Source organism: Bacillus sp. OK048, from assembly GCF_900103525.1.
Classification (GTDB): Bacteria; Bacillota; Bacilli; order Bacillales; family Cytobacillaceae; genus Neobacillus.
On the sequence record NZ_FNHN01000005.1, the window covers coordinates 318,610 to 342,102 of the forward strand.

At 38.6% G+C, this 23,493-nt stretch carries 22 protein-coding genes, 1 tRNA gene and 1 rRNA gene; 21 read left to right on the forward strand and 3 right to left on the reverse strand.

Going from position 1 to position 23,493, the window contains the following annotated elements; translation table 11 throughout:
* Window positions 1–249: 249 nt before the first annotated feature.
* The 14 genes from BLR86_RS12020 to BLR86_RS12085 all read left to right on the forward strand — a co-directional run bounded on the left by BLR86_RS12020 (window position 250) and on the right by BLR86_RS12085 (window position 16,297).
* Window positions 250–1,536: a homoserine dehydrogenase gene (locus BLR86_RS12020; RefSeq protein ID WP_090761666.1), complete on the forward strand. Its 1,287-nt coding sequence runs from the start codon at window positions 250–252 to the stop codon at window positions 1,534–1,536.
* A 5-nt stretch (window positions 1,537–1,541) separates the two neighbouring features.
* Window positions 1,542–2,603: a threonine synthase gene (gene thrC / locus BLR86_RS12025; protein ID WP_090761668.1), complete on the forward strand. Its 1,062-nt coding sequence runs from the start codon at window positions 1,542–1,544 to the stop codon at window positions 2,601–2,603.
* Complete coding sequence (gene thrB / locus BLR86_RS12030; protein ID WP_090761670.1) at window positions 2,600–3,523, forward strand: homoserine kinase; 924 nt, start codon at window positions 2,600–2,602, stop codon at window positions 3,521–3,523. Before thrC ends, thrB begins: the two co-directional genes overlap by 4 nt.
* A 131-nt stretch (window positions 3,524–3,654) precedes the next feature.
* A complete protein-coding gene (locus BLR86_RS12035) occupies window positions 3,655–6,903 on the forward strand; it encodes a winged helix-turn-helix domain-containing protein (protein ID WP_090761672.1) in 3,249 nt (1,082 codons plus the stop codon).
* Between the two features lie 203 nt (window positions 6,904–7,106).
* Entirely contained in the window at window positions 7,107–8,288 is a 1,182-nt protein-coding gene (locus BLR86_RS12040) for a substrate-binding domain-containing protein (protein ID WP_090761733.1), read from the forward strand.
* 81 nt (window positions 8,289–8,369) lie between these two features.
* A complete protein-coding gene (locus tag BLR86_RS12045; RefSeq protein WP_090761674.1) occupies window positions 8,370–9,143 on the forward strand; it encodes an ABC transporter ATP-binding protein in 774 nt (257 codons plus the stop codon).
* Entirely contained in the window at window positions 9,121–9,828 is a 708-nt protein-coding gene (locus BLR86_RS12050) for an ABC transporter ATP-binding protein (RefSeq protein WP_090761676.1), read from the forward strand. Before BLR86_RS12045 ends, BLR86_RS12050 begins: the two co-directional genes overlap by 23 nt.
* Before the next feature lie 18 nt (window positions 9,829–9,846).
* Entirely contained in the window at window positions 9,847–10,707 is an 861-nt protein-coding gene (locus BLR86_RS12055; RefSeq protein WP_090761678.1) for a branched-chain amino acid ABC transporter permease, read from the forward strand.
* A 4-nt stretch (window positions 10,708–10,711) separates the two neighbouring features.
* Complete coding sequence (locus BLR86_RS12060; protein ID WP_090761680.1) at window positions 10,712–11,707, forward strand: branched-chain amino acid ABC transporter permease; 996 nt, start codon at window positions 10,712–10,714, stop codon at window positions 11,705–11,707.
* Window positions 11,708–11,717: 10 nt separating this feature from the next.
* Window positions 11,718–11,897, forward strand: a complete 180-nt coding sequence (locus BLR86_RS12065) for a hypothetical protein (protein ID WP_090761682.1) — start codon at window positions 11,718–11,720, stop codon at window positions 11,895–11,897.
* Between the two features lie 18 nt (window positions 11,898–11,915).
* Window positions 11,916–12,929: a 3-oxoacyl-ACP synthase gene (locus tag BLR86_RS12070; RefSeq protein ID WP_090761684.1), complete on the forward strand. Its 1,014-nt coding sequence runs from the start codon at window positions 11,916–11,918 to the stop codon at window positions 12,927–12,929.
* The gene (locus BLR86_RS12075; RefSeq protein WP_090761687.1) at window positions 12,930–13,832 is read left to right on the forward strand and encodes an intracellular short-chain-length polyhydroxyalkanoate depolymerase; all 903 of its coding nucleotides are present in this window, start codon (window positions 12,930–12,932) and stop codon (window positions 13,830–13,832) included.
* On the forward strand, window positions 13,829–14,569 hold the full coding sequence (fabG, locus tag BLR86_RS12080) for a 3-oxoacyl-ACP reductase FabG (RefSeq protein WP_090761689.1): 741 nt from the start codon (window positions 13,829–13,831) through the stop codon (window positions 14,567–14,569). The genes BLR86_RS12075 and fabG overlap by 4 nt, the downstream gene beginning before the upstream one ends.
* Before the next feature lie 228 nt (window positions 14,570–14,797).
* Window positions 14,798–16,297 (forward strand): acyl-CoA synthetase, encoded by a 1,500-nt coding sequence (locus BLR86_RS12085; RefSeq protein ID WP_090761691.1) that lies wholly within the window; start codon window positions 14,798–14,800, stop codon window positions 16,295–16,297.
* A gap of 32 nt (window positions 16,298–16,329) precedes the next feature.
* Here the strand turns inward: BLR86_RS12085 and BLR86_RS12090 are convergent, their stop codons facing one another.
* Entirely contained in the window at window positions 16,330–17,229 is a 900-nt protein-coding gene (locus tag BLR86_RS12090; protein ID WP_090761692.1) for a selenium metabolism-associated LysR family transcriptional regulator, read from the reverse strand.
* Between the two features lie 163 nt (window positions 17,230–17,392).
* Between BLR86_RS12090 and BLR86_RS12095 the strand changes: the two genes are divergently transcribed.
* From BLR86_RS12095 to BLR86_RS12120, 6 genes are all read left to right on the forward strand, one after another.
* A complete protein-coding gene (locus BLR86_RS12095; RefSeq protein WP_090761694.1) occupies window positions 17,393–17,632 on the forward strand; it encodes a sulfurtransferase TusA family protein in 240 nt (79 codons plus the stop codon).
* A gap of 91 nt (window positions 17,633–17,723) precedes the next feature.
* The gene (locus BLR86_RS12100) at window positions 17,724–18,086 is read left to right on the forward strand and encodes a DsrE family protein (protein ID WP_090761696.1); all 363 of its coding nucleotides are present in this window, start codon (window positions 17,724–17,726) and stop codon (window positions 18,084–18,086) included.
* A 14-nt stretch (window positions 18,087–18,100) separates the two neighbouring features.
* Complete coding sequence (locus tag BLR86_RS12105; RefSeq protein WP_090761697.1) at window positions 18,101–18,814, forward strand: sulfurtransferase TusA family protein; 714 nt, start codon at window positions 18,101–18,103, stop codon at window positions 18,812–18,814.
* A gap of 15 nt (window positions 18,815–18,829) precedes the next feature.
* Window positions 18,830–19,999 carry a cobalamin-independent methionine synthase II family protein gene (locus BLR86_RS12110; protein WP_090761699.1) on the forward strand — a complete coding sequence of 390 codons (1,170 nt, stop codon included), beginning with the start codon at window positions 18,830–18,832 and terminating at the stop codon, window positions 19,997–19,999.
* Between the two features lie 27 nt (window positions 20,000–20,026).
* The gene (locus BLR86_RS12115; protein WP_368086781.1) at window positions 20,027–20,470 is read left to right on the forward strand and encodes an OsmC family protein; all 444 of its coding nucleotides are present in this window, start codon (window positions 20,027–20,029) and stop codon (window positions 20,468–20,470) included.
* Window positions 20,471–20,598: 128 nt separating this feature from the next.
* The gene (locus BLR86_RS12120; RefSeq protein WP_090761703.1) at window positions 20,599–21,954 is read left to right on the forward strand and encodes a DEAD/DEAH box helicase; all 1,356 of its coding nucleotides are present in this window, start codon (window positions 20,599–20,601) and stop codon (window positions 21,952–21,954) included.
* 42 nt (window positions 21,955–21,996) lie between these two features.
* On the opposite strand, the gene BLR86_RS12125 is transcribed toward BLR86_RS12120, so the two are convergent.
* Window positions 21,997–22,069 (reverse strand) — tRNA-Ala (locus BLR86_RS12125).
* Window positions 22,070–22,150: 81 nt separating this feature from the next.
* Window positions 22,151–22,849, reverse strand: a complete 699-nt coding sequence (locus BLR86_RS12130; RefSeq protein WP_090761705.1) for an MgtC/SapB family protein — start codon at window positions 22,847–22,849, stop codon at window positions 22,151–22,153.
* A gap of 567 nt (window positions 22,850–23,416) precedes the next feature.
* On the opposite strand from BLR86_RS12130, the gene BLR86_RS12135 reads away from it, so the two are divergent.
* Window positions 23,417–23,493 (forward strand): 16S ribosomal RNA (locus BLR86_RS12135); the annotation flags it as partial.

The following is a 23,493-nucleotide window of genomic DNA, read 5'->3' on the forward strand; positions in this document are numbered from 1 at the left end:
TTCATTGAATTTATTGACTATTCTACCTTGGTTTCTTTATCCTTGTAAAGGGTTAAATTGAATAATTTTTAGAAATTTTTGATTAAATAAATTTTTATAAAAAATAATTCAATAGTGGCGCAATGTTAAGCGATTACATTGAATTTTTTAAAAAATTAGTCTATTGTAATTATATTGAGAGAATAATATAATGTCTACTATATAAATACAATTGTACGCATGTGGTAGACAGCCGTGGGAGGGATAGGTATGAAAGCAATCCAAATTGGCTTACTCGGTTTGGGAACAGTTGGTTCAGGTGTGGTAAAAATTATTAAAAATCACCAAGATAAATTAATGCATCAAGTCGGTTGTCCTGTTGTTATAAAGAAAATCCTGGTCCAAGATGTACAAAAAACTAGACCGGTTGAAATCGATCCCGTTTTGTTAACATCGTCCCCATCAGATATCCTGCATGACCCGGAAATAGATGTTGTGATTGAAGTGATGGGCGGGGTACAGGAAACAAAGGAATATTTGCTTAGTGCCCTCTGCCAAGGAAAGCATGTTGTGACTGCAAATAAGGATTTAATGGCCCTTCATGGTTCAGAGATATTAACTGTAGCTTCACAGAATGGCTGTGATTTGTTTTATGAAGCAAGTGTGGCAGGTGGTATTCCAATTTTAAGAGGTCTAGTTGATGGCCTTGCTTCTGATCGTATCACGCAAATGATGGGAATTGTGAATGGAACGACTAATTATATTTTAACAAAAATGAGTCAAAGTGGCTCAAGTTATGAAGATGCCTTGAAAGAGGCACAAGAATTGGGATTTGCAGAAACAGATCCTACATCTGATGTTGAAGGCTTAGATGCTGCCCGGAAAATGACGATTTTAGCAACTTTAGGTTTTTCGATGCATATCGAGCTAAATGATATAGAAGTATCTGGAATTTCATCTATTACAGATGAAGATATACGCTATGGAAAACAATTAGGCTATACCATGAAATTGTTAGGATACGCGCATCGAGAAGGGGAAAAAGTAGAAGTAAGTGTCCAGCCGACCTTCTTATCCGATAACCATCCATTGGCTTCTGTTCAAAATGAGTATAATGCAGTTTACGTCTATGGCGAAGCAGTTGGTGAAACGATGTTTTACGGACCAGGAGCTGGCAGTATGCCAACTGCAACAGCTGTTGTATCAGACTTAGTGGCGATAATAAAAAACCTTCGCCTTGGGGTAAATGGACGCAGTGCAGTTACACCACAATATCCTAAGCGTTTAAAGGATGATAATGAAAAGTACTCTAAATACTTTTTACGAATTCATGTACAGGATGAGGTTGGGGTATTTGCAGAAATCACTTCAATATTTGCCAAGTATGGCGTCAGCTTCGAAAAAATATTACAATTGCCAGTTAAGAAAAATGAAACATCTGAAATTGTCTTAGTCACACATCGAGCATCGTTGACAAATTATGATGCAATTCTTTATGAGTTAAACGATTTACCTGCAGTGAAAGAAATAAAAAGTGCATATAGAGTGGTGAGGTAATCATTATGAGATGGCCAGGATTAATTGAAGCATATAAAGAATTTTTACCAGTAAATAACGAAACACCAATGTTAACGTTACATGAAGGAAATACCCCGTTAGTAAAGTTAGAAAACCTTTCAAAGGAATGGGATATTGAGCTTTACGTGAAATTGGAAGGCGCAAATCCGACGGGCTCCTTCAAAGACCGCGGAATGGTGATGGCTGTTGCCAAGGCGATTGAATCCGGAAGTAAAACGATTATCTGTGCCTCAACTGGAAATACATCTGCAGCAGCTGCCGCCTATGCAGCTAGAGCAGGGTTACGTTGTATTATTGTCATTCCAGAAGGAAAAATTGCAATGGGCAAGATGGCGCAAGCAATGATGTATGGTGCTGAAATTATTTCCATAGAAGGTAATTTTGATCAAGCGCTCCAGATGGTCCGGAATATCAGTGAAGAAGAACCGATTACCCTTGTTAATTCCGTTAACCCGTATCGTTTGGAGGGTCAAAAAACAGCTGCTTTTGAAGTTTGTGACCAGCTAGGATTTGCACCCGATATTTTAGCCATTCCTGTAGGGAACGCGGGGAACATTAGTGCATATTGGAAAGGGTTTAAAGAATACAGAGACCATAAAAGTACTGGCTTGCCTAAAATGTATGGTTTTGAAGCTGCCGGTGCAGCTGCACTTGTTCATAACCGTGTCTTTGAAAATCCTGAAACGATTGCCACAGCGATTCGAATTGGAAATCCTGCAAGCTGGAATTTAGCAGTTTCGGCTGTGGAAGAATCAAATGGTCTGTTTGACGAAGTAAGTGATGAAGAAATAGTTGCTGCCTATAAGAAAGTGGCCTCATCCGAAGGAATTTTTGCAGAACCTGCTTCATGTGCATCGATTGCTGGAATCTATAAGTCAATACAAAAAGGCAGGATTGAAAAAGGAACGAAAATTGTGGCCGTTCTTACTGGTAACGGCCTAAAGGATCCAGATACTGCGATACAAAGCAGTCAGGTAAACATAAAGCAATTGCCAAATGATGAGCAAGCGGTAACGGAACATATAAGGGGAGTTGTCCATCAATGACCCTAAATGATGGAAAGTTTAGTATTATCGTTCCAGCTAGCTCGGCAAATCTAGGACCCGGCTTTGATTCAATGGGTGTTGCCCTAAGTCTATATTTGCAATTAGAAGTAGAGAAAAGTGAGAAGTGGGAATGTTTTTCCACTTCTGAAGAATTAAAGGACCTTCCAGGGGATGAACAGCATTTTATTTGTCAGATTGCACTACAGACAGCTGCAAAATATGGGGTGGATTTGCACCCTTGTAAAATCAAGGTTGAGAGTGACATTCCTTTAGCGCGAGGGTTAGGTTCAAGTGCATCGGCTATTATTGCAGGAATTGAACTGGCAGATTATGTTGGCAAGTTAGGTTTAACAAAAGAAGAAAAGCTATTACTTGCGACTGACATAGAGGGACATCCAGATAATGTGGGAGCTTCTTTATATGGTGGTCTAGTGATCGGCAGTTACCAAAATGGTGAAGTGGATATCCTTTCACTAACAGAAATTTCTTTCGAGATGGTTGCTGTCATCCCGAAGGAAAGCCTATTAACGAAGGATTCACGTGGAGTCCTGCCATCTACCTTTTCTTATCCGGATGCCATTCAAGCGTCTTCCACAGCAAACCTATTAGTTGCAGCAATGCTAACTAAGAACTGGGAACTGGCAGGTAAAATGATGGAGCAGGACCTTTTTCACCAACCGTACCGAAAACCACTGATCCCTTTCTACAAGGATGTTGAAACCTTGGCAAAGTCAGAAGGGGCATTTGGTGTAGCATTAAGCGGTGCAGGACCTACTTTACTATGCTTTAGTGAAAATGGAAAAGGGGAATCCCTGGAGAAAACATTACAAACAGCTCTACCCCACATGTCTGTTAGACGATTAGATATTGATTACTCTGGGAGCAGGGTGTACAAGCTGGAAAATGTAAATAGATCATGATTGGGCTCACTTACTGTGAGCCTTTTATTTTTCTTAACTAGTAGCATGATACTGAATACCTAAATCTGCCACTTAAGGACCTAATATGATAAAATAGTTATAAAATTGAAAAAATGGAAAGGAGAATATAAATGAAGCTGCCAATCATTCAAACGAAGCTCCGGATACCTGTGGTCAAAGATGAATTTATTAGACGGGCTAAGCTTACAAGGAAAATGAAGAAAATTCCAGAGCATCCTTTGACCATTATTCATTCAGGAGCAGGGTTTGGAAAAAGTACGGCACTAGCTTTATTTATGAGGGATGAAAAGATCGCGGGCTGCTGGTACTCCATTTCGTCCATGGATGATGACATTCTTCCTTTCCTTTCCTATATCATTCATTCAATACGTGGATGTGTCCCCGACTTTGGACAAGAAATTGCTGCCTATATCGAAACAATGGACCGGTACATACGGGAAGAAGATATCAGCTATTTATGCTCATTATTTATTAATGAGGTCCTTGAAGTAAATGATGATATCACGTTAATTTTAGATGATTACCATCAAATCGAACATTCTTATACCATTAATAGTTGGATTGAAAAATTGCTCGAGCACATTCCCGCAAACTTACATTTAGTCATCTCAAGCCGTAGCCGTCCTAGCTGGAAACGGCTAACAAAAATGAGGGTAAATGGGCAGTTAATAGAAATCTCACGAGAAGATTTAGTCCTAACCATTGATGAAATGGAATTGCTATTATCGGACCTATATAGTCTGGAAGTGGAGCCAGCCCATTTACAAATGATTTATCAGCTGACAGAAGGCTGGATCATTGCATTATGTATGATTGCCCAGCAGATTCCCCTTACCGGAGATATCTCAGCGCTAGTTGAACATTCCTCATACTCACTTCAAGACTTGTTTGACTACTTGGTAATGGAAGTCTTTTCGAAACAGCCTCCAATGATTCAACAATTTTTGGAACAAACATCCATCTTAGATGTCATCGAGGAAGAACTTTGTGATGAAGTGATTGGAATCGTTGGAGCATCTAGCATGCTTGAGCAATTGAAGGAAAGAAATTTGTTCATTCAAAAGATTGGGCGGAATCATTATCGCTACCATGCGCTATTTAAGGAGTTTTTAGAAAACGCCTTCAAAAAAAATAATCCCCATAACTATTCCGCGCTCCACGAGAAATGTGCACGTTTCTATGAAAAAAGATTGATGTGGGAAGAAGCGCTCTATCACTATAAAAAAATCAAACATTTTAAAGCAATGGCTTCTATTTTACAAGAACATGGGAGTAATATGCTCGAAGGTGGGAAGCTAAAAAGCTTGTCAGACCAATTAATGTTTATTCCTGTGTCAGAGTTAGATTCTTATTACCACCTTTGGTTTTTAAAAGCAGAGGTCCACAGATATCGCTCCCAATATCAGGAGGCGGAAGAATGTTATGAGCGGACCTTTATAGCAGCAAAGAAAAGAAATGATTTTCTTGAAATGAGTAAAGCGTTAGAAGGTAAAGCAAAGATTTATTTAGACACAATCCAGCCCCACCATGCAGAAAAATTATTATATGAAGCCATTGAGGCACGAGAAAAAAGCATAAGTTCAGAAGAAGAAAAGGTAAAACTATATTATTTACTAGCGGAAAATCTCTTGAATTCTGGAAAAGCATTCCATGCAGAAAAATGGCTGAAAAAGGCAAAAGAGGCTAGCACAGCCTTATTGGATGTCAATATTGAAGCAAGATTGTATTTAAGGACGGGACGATTTGAGGAAGCAAAAAAGTTTCTTTTTAGCCAAAAAGAGAAGCTTTCAACTAAAAATAGTTCAGCACTACCGAAGTCTCATAGAGAAACGGATCTAATATTATCCTTAATAGAAGCCTTTACTGGTGAAGGTATAAAGGCAAAAGAGTTAGCACAGGCAAGCATTCAACAGGGAATCAGTCTACGGGCGCCGTTTGTGGAAGCATGTGGCTGGATTCGGATGGGGCATGCTGTCCAAATTCTCAATAAATATGAGTCGGATTTGGCAGAACAGTGCTACAATACAGCCTTGGATATTATGGGTAATCTAAATGTAGATAGGGGTAAAGCGGAACCTTTGATGGGACTGTGTATCCTATATGGGACTAGGGGAGAATATGAGCGTGCGATGGAGGCTGGGACTAAAGCATTGCAGGAGACCGAAAAAGTTCAGGATATTTGGCTTTCAGCGCTAATCAGTCTTTGTATGGGAATCACCTGTATTTATAATGAAAGAATAAATAAAGGCTTATATTACCTTGAAAAGACAAGAGGGTTATTTGTTCAATGTGAAGATCGCTATGGACAGATGATATCCAATTTTTGGCTCGCCTATATTTACTTTACTGAAAAAGACCAAGAATGGTTTAGAGTAACCATGGATACGTTTTTAGCTATGGTACAAATCGATGATTTTGAGTTTTTCTTCCATAAAGTATCCGTTTATAGTCCAAGGGATTTACAACTGGTTGTACCCATGTTAATAGAGTGTGCGAAAGAAAATATTCAAAGCTCATATGCTGTAAAAATTCTTCATGATATGGGGGTCACCGGATTAGATTCCCATCCTGGATACTCGATAACCGTCCAAACACTGGGCCAATTTAAAGTATGGCTTGGGGAAAAGGAGGTCGGTGAAAAGAATTGGCAGCGTGAAAAAGGAAAGGAATTGTTTCAACTCTTTCTAACGATGAATGAATTGATTTCCAAAGAAGAAATCCTGCAAATTCTTTGGCCGAGTCAAGATAAAAAAAGTGCTGACCGTGACTTTAAAGTTGCATTAAATAGTCTCCATCATGTACTTGAACCGATGCGTAAGGCGAGGGCAGCCCCTTTCTTTATCATAAGAGAAGGTATGTTTTATGGTTTAAATCCACATGCCAAGATTGAATTAGATACAACGCAGTTTCAAGAATGGATTCAAAATGGATTACGTGAATCTTCACATGAAAAAGTAATAAGCGTTTTAGAGAAAGGCTTAAAGCTGTATCATGGAGAATACTTACCTGAAAGACGGTATGATGATTGGTGTATTAGTAAAAGGGAAAGTATGCTTGTCTATTTTTTAAGAGGTGCTGAAAAAATGGCGCAATTTATGGTCCGAAAAGAGAATTATGATCAGGCGATTTATTGGTGTGAAAAGATATTAAAGCGGGACCGGACCTGGGAAGAAGCTTATCGACTACTAATGTATTGCTATTATCGGAAAAACAACCGCCCACAGGCAATGAGGTGGTATCAAAAATGCCAAGTGGTTTTAGAAGAAGAACTAGGTGTAACGCCACTGGAACCAACAAAACAAATGTACAATATGATCATAGAATCAGAAAATTATATAAATCAAATCGAGCAGCCTTAGATTGGCTGTTCTTTTTGTTTAGGTACATCTCCAAGGGGCTGATGAGAAAATAGAAAACCGCTTTTCTTTGTAACTTCTCTGTAACTCTTTTTTTCTATTATTAACCCAACGCTTTGCAAGTTTTTTATTTTACATTATAAGGGGGAAAAGAAGTGAAGGCATTTCGCGGAAAAGGGATTTTAGTAGGATTTCTTATTTTTTTGATGATTTTTACAGCAGCATGTTCCTCAGACAAAACAGAAGGGGATACAAAGGATAGTGGTGAGAAAGTTGAAGAGAAAGAGCCGATTAAGATTGGTGTCCTTGCCTCTACAACCGGTGCACTCGAATCATATGGTAAACAAACGTTAAGAGGCTTTGAATTAGGTCTTGACTATGCAACGGAAGGAACAATGGAGGTTGCAGGCAGAAAAATAGAGTTTGTCGTTGAAGATACAGAAACAAAACCAGAAGTTGCGGTTCAGAAAGCTACAAAGCTATTAGAAGAAGATAAAGTAGACTTTTTAGTAGGATCCTCCAGCTCTGCTGATACATTAGCAGTTTTACCACTAGCAGAAGAATACAAAAAGATTATGATTGTTGAACCAGCAGCCGCTGATAGTATTACAGGATCTGAATTTAATAAGTATATTTTCCGTTCAGCACGTAATTCCTCACAGGATGCGGTAGCAGGTGCAGCCGCCATTGCTGGTAAGGATGTAAAAATTGCCACACTTGCTCCAGATTACTCCTTTGGACGTGATGGTGTAGCAGCCTTTAAAGAAGCAGCTGTTAAGCTTGGTGCTAAAATTGTGTTAGAAGAATATGCAGACCCGGCAGCAACTGACTTTACATCCAACATCCAAAAAATTATTGACGCAAAGCCTGATTATTTATTTGTAGTATGGGCGGGAGCAAACTCTCCTTGGAAACAGATCTCTGATATGAAGGTCCAGGACAAAGGAATCAAAATTTCTACGGGTGCCCCTGATATTGCTGCTTTAGCCACAATGGAGCCGCTTGTTGGTATGGAAGGCTTTACAGTTTATTATCATGACCTTCCTAAAAATAAAATTAATGATTGGTTAGTAACAGAACATAAGAAGCGATTTAACGGCGATGTTCCTGATTTGTTCACACCAGGCGGTATGAGTGCTGCGATTTCGATTGTTGAAGCCCTAAAGAAAACAGAAGGCGATGCCGATGCAGACAAACTCATTAAAAAGATGGAAGGCATGAGCTTCGAAACACCAAAAGGAAAAATGACCTATCGTCCTGAAGACCATCAGGCGCTTCAAGCTCTATATGCGATTAAACTAGAAAAGAAAGATGGAGTTCCTTATCCAGTTCCAGTGCTCATCAGAGAATTGAAACCAGAAGAAACAGCTCCTCCTGTTCGTAATTAACTTTAAAAAATATGAGGGTTCGACCTGGTTTTTATGGTCACCCTCTTCCTTATTTCTATCTACAAGAATGGTGGTGAAAGCGTGACAACACTAATTGAAACAAATAATTTATCCATAACCTTTGGAGGGCATACTGCGGTTGATTCTGTCAGCATCTCGGTCCCAGAAAAACACTTCAAATCAATCATTGGACCCAATGGAGCTGGAAAAACAACCTTCTTTAATCTTTTAAGCGGCCAATTAGCGCCATCAAATGGAAACATATATTTTCGCGGCAAGGATATTACCAAACTATCTCCGACAAAACGGACGAGAGAAGGAATAGGCCGCTCTTTTCAAATCACCAATGTCTTTCCTAATTTAACGGTATTGGAAAATGTAAGGTTGGCCGTTCAATCTAGAGCTGGAGTTCGTTACCAGATGTTATTTCATTATAAAAAATATCATGAATTTGAACAAAAGGCACTTGAGTGGTTACGTCTTGTGCTCTTAGACGATAAAGTGGACTCTTTAGCAAGCAATTTGGCCCACGGAGAAAAAAGAAAGCTAGAAATGGCAATGCTGCTTGCGCTTGAGACGGAAGTACTTTTATTAGATGAACCGACTGCAGGTATGTCTTTAGAGGATGTTCATGCGATATTAGAAGTCATTAGAAGAATAAAGGAACAAGGGGACCGGACGATCATATTAATCGAGCACAAAATGGATATGATTCTAGATTTATCGGATTCGGTGATGGTGCTATTTAATGGCAGGCTGTTAGCGGATGGGACACCAGAAGAGATTATGAAAAATGAAACGGTCCAGTCAGCCTATTTAGGAGGTATCAGCGATGAACGAGCTGCTGAAGCTTAATCAAATTGAGACGCATATTGGACAATATCATATCCTACAAGGTGTTTCCCTTGAAGTAAAACAGGGAGAAGTAACGGTTCTGCTTGGTAGAAATGGCGCCGGGAAAACAACTACACTACGAACGATCATGGGTCTAAATCCAGCATCAAAAGGGAGTGTGGTCTTTAAAGGGGAGCCGATTCAGTCCCTGCCTACGTATACCATTGCCCAAAAAGGAATTGGCTATGTTCCAGAAGACCAAGGTATATTTGCAGGATTGACTGTCGAAGAAAATATGAAAGTAGCGATTCAAAAAGAAAACGACGAAACCAATAACCGACTTGACTATATATTAAATCTGTTTCCTGATTTGAAAAAGTTCTGGAAAAAACCTGGAGGATTATTGAGTGGTGGTCAAAAACAAATGCTTTCGATTGCTAGAGCGTATGTGAATGAAAACGAACTTCTATTAATAGATGAGCCTAGTAAAGGTTTAGCACCAATTGTGGTAGAAAAAGTGATGGAATCTATTATCCAGATGAAGGACCAAACAACGATTGTCTTAGTGGAACAAAATTTTTATATGGCGAGTACAATCGGTGATTGTTTTTACATTATTGATGATGGAAGAACGGTTAGCAATGGATTAATGAAACAGTTAAAAGAAGATGAAGAAATGAAACGAAAGTATTTAGGAATAGCCTAAGAAAGGAGGAACGTTTGAGTGGAGCTATTATTCAATCTAACATTAAATGGATTGGCAACAGGCATGCTGATCTTCCTATTAGCTGCAGGCTTAACGCTTATTTTTGGGTTAATGGATGTACTTAATTTTGCCCATGGCGGATTGTTTGCCTGGGGTGCCTACAGTGGTATTTGGATTTATTCCACGACTGGCAGCTTCTTGATTGGTATCATTGGTGCCATTCTTACAGGTTTTATACTGGGAATCATTACTGAAAAGTGGATCATCCAACCAGTGTACGGCAACCATGTTCAACAAATTTTAATTACCCTCGGCTTAATGTTGGTTTTATCAGAAATGCTAAAAGTTATTTGGGGACCTAATCAATTAACAGCTAACACTCCGGAATATTTGAGTGGAAGTTGGGAAATTGGCAATATCATTATCATTAAATATCGTGTATTCATTATCGTGGTAGGATTACTGGTATTTGCCGGCGTGCAGTTTTTGCTCAAAAAAACCAAAATTGGTCTTGTTGTTCGGGCCGGAGTTATGAACAAAGAAATGGTGCAGGCATTAGGAATTAATATTAAGAAAGTATTTATGTTTGTTTTTATGATTGGTTCTGGCATGGCAGCGCTCGGCGGGGTACTTTTCGGTCCATATTCTGGTGTCATTCATGCGGGAATGGGAATGGAATTTGCGATTTTAGCATTTATTGTTGTGGTTATTGGCGGTATGGGAAATTTCAAGGGGTCCGTTATGGCTGCGATATTAGTTGGTTTATCCGGTTCGTTTATGGCTTATTATGTCCCGGAACTATCATTAGCTGTGAATATGCTATTAATGGCAGTCGTATTAATCGTGAAGCCACAAGGACTATTTGGCGGGAAGGGGTGAGAAGATGAAGTGGGTTGTAAATAATCGAATGAACGCTATTTATATGATCATAGCAGCTTTTTTGTTAATCTTGCCCTTTGTTTATGAATCTAGAAATATGTTAATTTTATTGACGCAAATTTTTGTGTTTGCCATCCTAGCTATGAGCTACGATTTATTATTAGGCTTTACTGGAATTGTCTCCTTTGGTCATGCGATGTTTTTTGGAATCGGTGCCTACTCAATTGGGATATTCATGAAGCGTTTTGAGCCAACGATGCTTCATTTCATTTTTGCTGTACTGGCAACCATACTCATTACAGGAATTGTTAGTTTTATTGTTGGTTTGCTTACACTAAGGTTGAAAAGTCACTTTTACGCGATGTTAACCATGGCTTTGGCGGGATTATTCTTGGTATTAGCAGAAAAGTGGCGGACATTAACGTTCGGAAATGATGGATTTACTTTTCGCGTGCCAGAAGTATTTATCGACCGGACTAATTTTTATATCATTTGTTTGCTGGTGATGATTGCGGTATTTATGATCTTAAAACGCTTTACCAACTCTCCGCTTGGGAGAGTGCTGCAGGCAATAAGAGAAAACGAACAGAGGACAGAATCATTAGGATATCAAGTATTACATTATAAGATTGCTGCAAGTGTTGTTTCTGGTGTATTGGCTGGGATTGCCGGAATCTTTTATGCGATGTCACTTCGATATGTGAATACAAGCGTGTTCGCGATGGATATTACCTTAGATGCGTTATTGATGACAATCATCGGAGGTGTCGGAACCTTAGTTGGTGCGATTATTGGTGCTGGATTAATTGAATTTGCGCATGACGGGTTAACCGAACTGGCAAAGGAACACTGGATATTTGAGCGTTGGATTATTTTCTTTGGCATTATCTATATTTTAGTTGTTATCTTTTTCCCACTTGGAATTGTCGGGACATTGAAGAAATTAACATGGAAACGAGTAAAGCAATCTGCTAAGAAAAAAGAAAATTTAGCAGGATAGGGGGTGCATAATGGAACCGTTACAAATTGCATCCTTCGTTGTCCGTTTTCAACTGGCAGCTGTGGAAGAGGGAACAGGAAAAAAACAATGGAGAATCAAAGTTACCCATGTTCAAGAAGATCGGGAAACTCTATTTGATTCTATTGAAGAAGCAACAGCTTTTATGAAGTCCATGGTGAATGACTTCTAGATTAGGGTGGTGTAAATTTTGCAGATTGGTATTGTTAGTACGGGAACTTATCTCCCAGAGAAAAGTATGACGGGGAAAGAGATAGCAGAAATAGCAGGTATCCCAACTATTGTTGTCGAAGAAAAGATGGGAATTAAAAAAAAATATCTTCCAGGTCCGAATGACCATACGTGTGAAATGGGGATTATTGCTGCAAAACAAACAATTGATAAAGCAGGAATTAACCCTTTGGAGATTGATGTCGTTATTTATATTGGCGAGGAGCATAAGGAATACCCACTCTGGACTGCTGGTATTAAATTACAGGAAGCGGTAGGAGCATTGAATGCATGGGCATTTGATATTGCCTTGCGCTGTGGAACCACTGTTATGGCGCTTAAAGTTGCAAAAAGTCTGATGATCGCAGATTCTCGAATCAAAACGGTCCTGTTGGCGGGAGGTTACCGGAATGTAGATTTCATTGATTATCAGAATCCAAGAACACGCTTTATGTTTAACTTAGGTGCTGGCGGCGGGGCGATTTTGTTGAAAAAAGGGTATAACGAAAACATTCTGTTAGAAACAGAGCTGCTAACGGATGGTTCCTTTTCAGAGGATGTTGTTGTTGTTTCCGGTGGAACAAAAAATCCTATTACAAAAGAAGCAATTGACCAGCGCTTAAATAAACTTGACGTCCTTGACCCAGAGGGGATGAAGCTGCGGCTGGAAAAAAAGTCGATGGCTAATTTTATTAAAGTAGTTCGGGAATCAGTTAAAAATAGTGGATATAATGTGGAGGATATTTCTTTTATCGCGATGCTCCACATGAAAAAGTCGGCGCATGAATATGTATTAAAAGAATTAGGTTTGACTGATCAGCAATCGATATACTTGGAGGATTATGGTCATATCGGTCAGATCGATCAAATTTTATCTCTAGAGCTTGCACTTAAGGAAGGAAAGGTAAAAGAAGGAGACCTTGTTGTTTTTGTAAGTGCTGGTATTGGCTATGCCTGGGGTGCCACTGCAATTAAATGGGGGAAGGTGAACTAAATGGTTAAAGTGACGATAAAAGAAGTTCAGTTAACAAATGGAGAAACAATTGCCTATCGTGAGCGCGAGGGTGGAGACAAAAAACTACTTTTAATCCATGGAAACATGACTTCATCAAAGCACTGGGACCTTGTTTTGGATACTATGCCAGAGGAGTATAAGTTATTCGCATTGGATTTACGTGGGTTTGGAAAATCAAGCTACAATACACTGATTACTTCAATCAAGGATTTTTCGGATGATGTGAAGCTCTTTGTCGATGAACTTGGTTTGAAGGACTTTGCCATGATTGGCTGGTCAACAGGCGGTGCTGTCGCCATGCAATTTACAGCTGATTATCCTGGATATTGTAATAAGCTGATTTTATTAGCATCAGAATCTACCAGGGGTTATCCGTTTGAGGGTAAAATAAGTGTGAACGAGGAACCCCGAAGATTTTCATCCTATGAAGATATCAAACGTGACGTAATTCGAACGATTCCTGTCCAAACAGCTTATGATACAAATAATGTGGAATTATTAAAATTAATTTGGAATGCTGTTATTTATACAAAAACACAGCCTGCACCAGAGCTTTATGATGAATACGTTCAGGACATGAGAACACAGCGTAACTTAGCAGAGGTACATCATTGTAACAATACTTTTAATATCAGCCATCATTCTAATGGATTGGTAGCAGGGAATGGCTTGGTGGATCAAATTAATGTGCCAGTTCTTGTTTTGAGAGGAGATCGTGATTTCGTTGTTACGGCTGAAATGACAAGAGAACTGGTAGAGGATTTAGGCGCAAAAGCTAAATTTGTTGAGTTAAAGGATTGTGGTCATTCACCGCTTGTCGATGACTTACCACAGTTACTAAATGAAATTGATGTTTTTTTGAATGCGGAGGTGTTCAAATGAGATTAAAAGATAAAGTAGCTGTTATTACAGGTGCCGCCAATGGAATTGGCTTAACGGCTGCAGAAGTCTTTGGCAAACAGGGTGCAAAAGTGGCAATGGCTGATTTTAATGCAGAACAAGGTACAAAGCATGCACAAGAATTAAGAGCAAAAGGTTATGATGTGACCTTTTTCCAAGTCAATGTTGCAGACCGCTCGAGCGTGGATGAAATGGTGACGAAGGTTCGTGAAGTCTATGGAAAGATTGATATCCTAATCAATAATGCTGGAATTACCAGAGATGCGATGCTTTCGAAATTAACAGTAGATGATTTTCAAGCGGTTGTTGCTGTTAATCTTACAGGTGTGTTCCATTGTACACAAGCCGTTCTACCATCCATGATTGAGATTGGAAAAGGAAAAATTATTAATACTTCTTCTGTATCGGGTGTATATGGAAATGTCGGGCAAACGAATTATGCTGCAACAAAAGCGGGTGTAGTCGGGTTGACGAAGACCTGGGCAAAAGAGCTTGGACGCAAAGGGATTAATGTCAATGCGGTTGCTCCAGGGTTCATTGAAACAGGAATGACGGCAAAAGTTCCTGAAAAAATACTAGATCAAATGAAGCAGATGGTGCCGCTTTTACGGCTCGGGAAACCTGAAGATATTGCAAATGCATACTTGTTTTTAGCGTCAGATGAATCGAATTATATAAATGGAACCGTCCTTCATGTAGATGGGGGAATCATGATGTGATAAACGGCCTTTAAAGGTCGTTTTTTTGATGGTGGTGGTGTGCCAAAATGTCGTTACTCGCGGGAAATGGATGTTTACTCGCGAAAAATTCAGATTTACTCGCCAACGCCATAAATTCAAGAATTGGTCAAAATTAAGAAATCTTTTTCAAAACCATATGCGTGTAACTTTGCTGTAACTAAGATTCAGTAAGATGTTCACATCTAGTTGTGAAGGAGAGATTGTTCGGTGAGGTGGGAACTAGATTGGCTGGAAAATAGAGCAAGGTTATCGCCAAATAAAAAAGCAATTATTGATGAAGATACAAATAAGGTATGGACTTATGGAGAAGTAAATAAACGTTCGTCCTCGGTGGCAGAGTGGTTAAAAAGTCAAGGCGTGAAAAAAGGGGATCGAGTTGCTCTCTTGTCACCAAATGATATCAGCTATTTTGATTTGCTGTTTGCTTGTGGAAAAATTGGTGCTATCTTTGTCCCGTTGAATTGGCGGCTGTCCGTACATGAATTAACTGAAATAGTACTTGATTGTACACCGTTATTCCTTGGTGTACATCACCAGTTCCAAAACGAGTTTCGTTCCTTGCAAACTAATATCGCTCATTCTTTTTTTGTTGGTGGTTCAAGTTACGATGAGATTGCAACCCACAAAGGTGAAAATACACATACAGACGTAATTTCAGAACACGACCCACTAGCGATAATTTATACAGGAGGAACGACTGGGAAACCAAAAGGAGTTGTCTTAAGCCATCAATCGATTCAATGGAATGCCATTAACACGATTCTCAGCTGGAACCTATCAGAGGAAGATGTAACCATAAACTATATGCCAATGTTCCATACAGGAGGATTAAATGCGTTATCACTGCCAATTTTAATGATTGGCGGGACAGTCGTAATTGGTGGACAGTATTCAGGTCAAAAAGTGATCGATTCAATCAATCGATACAACTGTACCATTATTCTCCTTGTTCCAACCATGTACCATATGTTAATTCAATGTGAGGAATTTCAGGAAAGTGATTTTCCGTCAATGAAAATCTTCCTATCTGGTGCGGCACCTTGCCCGTTACAAGTATATGAAGCCTTTCTGACCAAAGGATTAGCCTTTAAGGAAGGGTATGGGTTAACGGAAGCCGGGCCAAATAATTTCTTTATCCATCCTGATGATGCACAAATTAAACGGGGTTCAGTAGGGAAACCAATGTTATATAATACGATAAAACTTGCAAAGGAAGATGGTCAAGAAGCAGCGATAAATGAGGTTGGGGAACTCTTAATAAAAGGTAAACACGCCTTTTCACATTATTGGAATAACGAGCTTGCAACCTTAGAAACCAAAAAAGGCGGCTGGGTTCGTACTGGAGATTTGGCTAAGAAGGATGAAGAAGGCTTTCATTATATTGTCGGCAGAAAAAAAGATATGATCATCACTGGAGGTGAAAATGTTTATCCTTTAGAGATTGAACATTGGCTGGCTGCGCACCCAGAGGTCGATGAAGTTGCAGTAATCGGGCTCACAGATGAAAAATGGGGCGAAATTGTTGCCGCCTTCATTGTTCAAAAACACAGCCACTCCATTGATGAAGAGGATTTAAAAGCATATTGTGAAAGGAAATTGGGCCGATACAAAATCCCTAAAAAATTCATTCAAGTAGATGAACTTCCAAAAACACATGTTGGCAAAATTGATAAAAAGAAATTAAAGGAATTTAGTAATCAAACATAGAGGAGAACCGTCACTGGTTCTCCACTTCTTCATTAAATTGTGATAGGTTCAATCAATTCAGTCGCACTATTGATAAATAAGTTAGATAACATTGATTGAGTTTTGTTTTGGTTATATACAAGGTAAAAATATCTTTCATCATTAAATCCAACAATCTCATGAACCTTTAATAAGTTCCTATCATAATGCTCTCTTGCCGCCATTTCTGAAATAATCGCAATTCCGATATCTTGAAGAACGAACTGTATCAAGCTTTGCCCGCTTTCTGTATAGGCAACAATATCTAATTGATCTTTTAAAATCTGATTTTTCTTCAAGAATTTTTCAATTAATGAATTCGTACCGGAATCAGAGTTTCTCATAATAAATGGGTACTTCAGCATATCAAGAATATTAACAGGTCCAACAATACTAGAGTTCTGTGATGTAATTAGTACTAAACTTTCTTTAAGTAAAGGAATATAGCATAACTTATCGTTTTCGTACTTTTCCCCTAAAATACCGAAATCTACTGAACCATGAAGGACCTTTTCGGCAACATTTTTTGAGGATGATTGGTTGATATGAAAGGCAGCCTTTGGATATTGATCTCTAAATCGCTTGACCATTTTCGGAATCATAAATTGTCCAGGTACTGAACTAGAAGCGATTCTGATCATTCCCCTAAACTCTGTAGCTCCCTCTTTTAAGTCGAGCAAGGCCTGATCCTTTAATAATAAAAGTTTTAATGCCCATTGATACAAGCGCTTTCCTGCAGGCGTGAGAATATTCTCTCGGCCGACTCGATCAAAAAGATTTACATTTAAAGTTCTTTCTAATGATTGAATATGTGAACTGACCGTTGATTGACTTAAAAAAATATCTTCTGCAGCTTTAGAAAAACTTTTATGTTCGACTACCTTCGTAAATACAAACAATTGGTGTAAATCCATTAATCTCCCTCCTTAATATTCAGAAAATAGATTTGTATCAATAGATAGAATAGATAAAATGAATTTATCTAATCATAACATTTTCTTATAATAGAATGGACTCGAAGTCATGAACAGTTTATGAAACTGTGAAAACATTAATATTTGATGGGAGTTGTAGGGAATGTCACTCCAATATGTACCAGATCATATTTATGATGCAGGACCAACAGGGTGTGGTGAGTTGATTATGAACCTGTTTTTGACCATGAAAAAGTTGAACAGCGGGCAAATTATCGAGGTTATTTCCTATGATCCGGGTGCCAGGGAGGACCTGCCTGCTTGGTGCAGAATGCAAAAGCACAACCTGCTGGATCGCAAGGATTTAGGGAAAATCAGTTATTACTATATTGAAAAAGGCTGATTTAGTCTTTTACATAGACTGTTTTCTTATTACATTTTGTTCCAAAGAGAAAAGAGTCCGCAAAAAAAATAAATTTATGGAGGAATTTAAAATGGCTGGAAAATTTTTAGTTAGTTTAACAAATGCAAAGAACGATCCTGATAAAGCAACAGTTGGTTTTGTTGTAGCAAATGCTGCAGTTGCTTCAGGACAGGAAACGGTTGTTTTTCTTAATGTTGAAGGCGCTTACTTAGCATCAAAAGGATATGCCGATGATATTCACGAGGCAGGATTCGCACCTTTAAAACAATTAATGGATAACTTCGTTGAAGCAGGCGGAACACTTTGGGTTTGCAGCCCTTGTTATAAGAAAAGAGAATTGGATGAAGAAAACCTTGTTGAAGGTGCAACCATAGTCGGTGGAGCGAAATTAGTAGAGTTCCTTAGCCTTGGTGCAGCTTCTATTACCTATTAAGCAGGGTGTGGAATATGGAGAATGCACATGCTGTCTGTGACGGTGGGGATTTAGATTGTGGTTCGGGGCTGCTGTTGATTATTAAAAAGTCAATGGATCCCCTGCTAAATGGTCAGATTCTTGAAGTGCGCAGCAGAGAGAGAAGTGTTGCGGAAGATCTTCCTGCCTGGTGTAGGATGGTTGACCATGAGTTTCTTGGTTCAGAACCTGGTGATAATACCATTCGCTATTTTATTAGAAAAGGTTCAACACAGGCGGAACTAGAAAATGATTTACAAGCAGCAAAGGGCTATGAATGGAGTGTACGTGCACGAGGAGACAAGGATTTAACTGCAAAAATCTATTCAAGAAACCATACTTTTATTGCAGGTCAGCCCGCTGACTTCAGTCCAAAGGTAAATGCCCCGAGCGCCATTGATTATTTGCTTGCATCGTTAGCGGCTTGTTTGACTGTAGGTTACAAGGCGCAAGCGTCACGTAAAAATATCGAGATTGATCATGTAGAACTCATATTAAAAGGCGGTTTAGAGAACGTCTTATTTCACATGGAGTTAGATGAAGAAGGAAGTCCGAAAATGAACCGAATTTCTGGGACCTTTTATGTATCGTCACCGGAAGCAGAAGACTTACTCGAAGAATTATGGTGTAATACGGTTGCTAGGTCACCTATCTATCAAACTCTTCATCAACTTATAACGATTGATATTAAGCATTCAATAGTATTTTAAGAGGGAGGAAAAACTGTGAATTTACCCCAATTCCCTACCACTGTTATTGGCAGTTGGCCAAGATCAACTGAAGTAAAACGGGCAATGCGTGATAAACGTGCTGGAAGAATTAGTGAAGTAGAGTTTGAGTCTATTGCAGATCAGGCTGTCTTACACTGCTTAAAATGGCAGGAGGATGCTGGAATCGATATTGTTTCTGATGGAGAACAACGGAGGGATAACTATATCTCATTTGTTGCAGAGCATTTAAATAATGTTAAAATGCTGATGGTATCCGAACTTTTAGATTATATAGAGGATAAAGCAAGCTTTGAAGAGATTCTTGGAACGTTAGATGTACCTGCATTTTCGATGTCAAATCCAGCGGCAACTGGGAAGATTAGCCGAAAAAAGCCACTTGCACTAAATGACTTTTTATTTCTTAAAAAGCATACGGACAAAGCGGTGAAAGTTACTCTTCCCGGTCCATACCTCTTAACCAGGTCAATGTGGGTGGAAGGATTATCGAAAGATGCTTACCCAACAAAAGAAGATTTGGCAGTAGACATTGTAAGTGTTTTAAGAGAAGAATTAGAGGATTTAATCGCTGCAGGTGTAGAATTCGTACAATTTGATGAGCCAGTTTTGACTGAGCTTGTTTTTACTCAAAAAAATGCAAATCGGACTTTTATGTGCGGGGCATTGACTGCCAAAGCTGATACAGAGGAAGAAATTGCATTCGCCTTAGACCTGATGAATCAGGTTACTGATGGAATGGTAGGCAGAGGGACAAAAATTGGTGTCCATGTTTGCCGCGGCAATTGGAGCACTCAAGATGAAGTATTATTAAAAGGCCCATATTATCCATTGGTTCCATATTTCTCAAATGTGAATGTCGACCAATTAATCCTTGAATATGCTACACCACGAGCCGGAGAGATTGAAGCAATAAAAGATTTTGGCGGCAAAGAACTTGGATTTGGTGTTGTTAATCCACGAACTGAAACAGTTGAAACGGTGGAGGAAATCATAGAACGTGTACAGGAAGTAAGAAAGTTCTTAGCGGATGACAAAATCTTTTTAAACCCTGATTGTGGATTTGGAACATTTGCGCAACGGCCAATGAATAGTGATGAAATTGCCTTTGAAAAATTAAAAGCGATGTCTTCTGCTGCAAAAAAATTGAGAGAAACGATTTTAGTATAAACGGAGGAAGGTAATAGTATGGGACATATGATGAATGTAAAAGTAGAAGGAAAAGGTACTGTAATGCGGACAGATTTAATTGCAGGAAAACATGCAATTGCAATTGATGAACCCGTATCATTTGGAGGTAAAGATTCTGCAATTGATCCAATGTCTACACTTTTAGCCTCACTCATTGGCTGCGAAAATGTTATGGCTCAATTAATTTCAAAAGAAATGAAGTTTGACCTCCAAGGGATTTCTTTTGAGGCTGAAGGAAATTTAGATGTAGCGGGGTTAATGGGTGATTTATCAGTAAAACCTTACTTCCAAAATGTCACGGTGAAAGCATTTTTAGAAACATCAGAGCCTGATGAGCGTATTGAAGAGTTGCAAAAAGCCGTTGATTTACGCTGCCCTGTTTTCAGAACCTTAAAGGATGCAGGAATACCGATTGTAAATCATTGGGTAAAAGCAACTGTTACAGCTTAAAAGTAGTTAAGATCTTATCATATCGATAAGGTCTTTTTTTTTGTAAAAAAATATTTGCTATTTCGGTGTTAAACACTCAATATTAATAAGACAAAATTATTGTAGAGATAGAGAAAGTAGGGATTTTTTTGCCTGATTTTAAATCATTAGGAATTACTGAATCGATCGTAAATAAATTAATGAAATCCGGTATAGCAAAACCAACACCTATTCAAGAAAAGGCAATACCATTTGTAATGGGTGGAAAAGATGTCATTGCACAGGCGCAAACAGGGACAGGAAAGACGTTGGCCTTCCTATTACCAATTTTAGAAAAAGTAAATCCTCTTGCTGCTCATGTGCAGGCCCTCATTGTTACTCCAACCAGAGAATTGGCTTTGCAAATTACAGATGAGTTCCAAAAATTGACCAATGATATGGACGGTGTTGATGTACTAGCAGTTTATGGAGGGCAAGATGTCGATAAACAGTTAAAAAAACTAAAGAAAAATGTTCAGATTGTTGTCGGCACGCCAGGGAGATTGTTAGACCATATTGGAAGAGGTACTGTTCAGCTATCTGAAGTATCATTTCTTGTTCTTGATGAAGCGGATCAAATGCTCCATATAGGCTTTTTGAAAGAAGTTGAAGACATCATCAAGGAAACGCCTAAGACTCGGCAGACGATGCTATTTTCTGCGACGATGCCAGAGGAAATAAGAGTGTTAGCCAATAAACATATGCGTAAACCTGAATATATCCAAGTTGAAAAAACACAGGGTCCTGCTGAAAATGTTAAATTACTTGCCATTCATACGATTGATCGAGCGAAGCAAGCCACATTGATCCAATTGGTTGAAACGCATCGACCATATATGGCCGTTATCTTTTGTAGGACAAAACGGAGAGTTTCTAAGTTATATGAGGTTCTAAGATCTCATAAATTTTTATGTGATGAACTTCATGGTGATTTATCACAAGCAAAAAGAGAGCAAGTAATGAAACGATTTAGAGATGGAGAAATTCAATTGTTAATCGCAACAGATGTCGCTGCGAGAGGTCTTGATGTTGAAGGTGTGACACATGTATTTAACTATGATATCCCACAAGATGCTGAGAGTTTTGTCCATCGAATTGGAAGGACGGGAAGAGCAGGTACCAAGGGTCTAGCGATTACATTCTATTCCACGGATGACCGTCCAACCCTTGATATGATTGAAAAAGAGCTTAACATTACGATTCCAAAACAAAACATAGGTAATGGAGAAGGCAAGGGAAAGAACAATTCAGATATCTCGAAGAAACAGGTAAAGAAAAATCATAGTAAGCTAAAAAGCCGTAATTTAACTGATAAAAAGGAAGTAAACGAAGGCGGACACAAGAAATTTAGTACAAGGAAACCTACTGGAGCTTCACAAAAAGGGCATTCATTAAAAGGAGAACGAAGGAATAAAACGGAAGGTGTAAAAAGTGGAGTGAAACACAGGCAAGAGAAAAACAAATGATAAAATAGAAAGAACCCTTGCTAGCAAGGGTTCTTTTAAGTATGGAGACTATCGGGATCGAACCGACGACCTCTTGCATGCCATGCAAGCGCTCTCCCAGCTGAGCTAAGCCCCCGTATATGCTACAAGAAAAATTATAGCTGTCTCATACCGATCTTGCAAGAGTATTTTTTATTTTTTTTCTGACAAAAGGCGATTAGCCGCCCATGCTTTCTATTTCAACCTTTTGAACTCCATCCATATTAGAAACTGCATCATACACGTCGGTTGTTTTTTCACGATAATCGACTGCAATTAATATTTGAACGAGATGGTCGCCATTATCTAAATCCTTTATACGGATCCTGCGAATAATGTACTTTTTATCCATAATAAATGAAATTGCTTTTTCAATTTGGATTTTATCGCGAAAGAATAATTGAAGACTAATTTCCTTTTCGCGTAATTGCTTTGGACCAATAAACTTCATTACATAAGGAACTAATTCCACGCTAATAATAAGTAAAGTTACTCCTGCAAATGCCTCAATAAAAAAACCTGCTCCAACAGCAATTCCAATTCCTGCTGCTCCCCAAATCATAGCAGCTGTTGTTAATCCAGAAATACTATCGTTTCCTCTTCTAAGGATTACACCTGCACCTAAAAACCCGATTCCTGAAACAATTTGTGCTGCGAGACGAAGGGGATCCATAGTGATCTTTACATGATCAGAATCTGGAAACATATAAGCAGATTCTATGGAGACAATTGTTAATAGACAACTTACAACAGAAATGACAAGACTTGTTTTTAATCCAACAGGCTTTCTTTTTAATTCGCGTTCAAGTCCAATGATAAGTCCAAAAATGGCTGATATTCCAAGCTTAATTAATATATCGTAATCAATATTCTCCATGAATTCACGTCCATTACAGTATGTTTATGATACCTTGATGCATCGATCCTTACTATTATACGACAACCCTACTCTAAAAAAATGTTCCTTAATTAAATCATCGATAAAAATAGAGTTAATTTTAATAATTAGGTGAGCCTAATTATTCAGGGCTTTATTTAAGTTCCTCTATAATTACATATACATGAATTGTTAATTTTATGAGCGAATCGCAGTTTGATTTTATCAATTGACGGTTAGAGACTGTTTATTCTTTTATAGAAGGAAGTGACCAAAAAATAATGAATCTGAAAAAACTTTGAAAATTATATTGCAAACATTATTTAATCATGTTATATTAATTCTTGTCCTCTCCGAGAGAGTCTAACAACGAAAAAAAGAATTTAAAAAAGTTGTTGACACCCAGTTGCAGGATATGCTAAATTATAAAGGTCGCTTTTGAGATTCGAATACAGCTCAAAGTGGTCGCATTGTTCTTTGAAAACTAAACAAACAAGAACGTCAACAAACAATTTTTTAGCTTTTTATAAAAGCTAAGCCAACGTAACAAAATGAGCTATATCAACTTTCTTGGAGAGTTTGATCCTGGCTCAGGACGAACGCTGGCGGCGTGCCTAATACATGCAAGTCGAGCGAATCTTGAG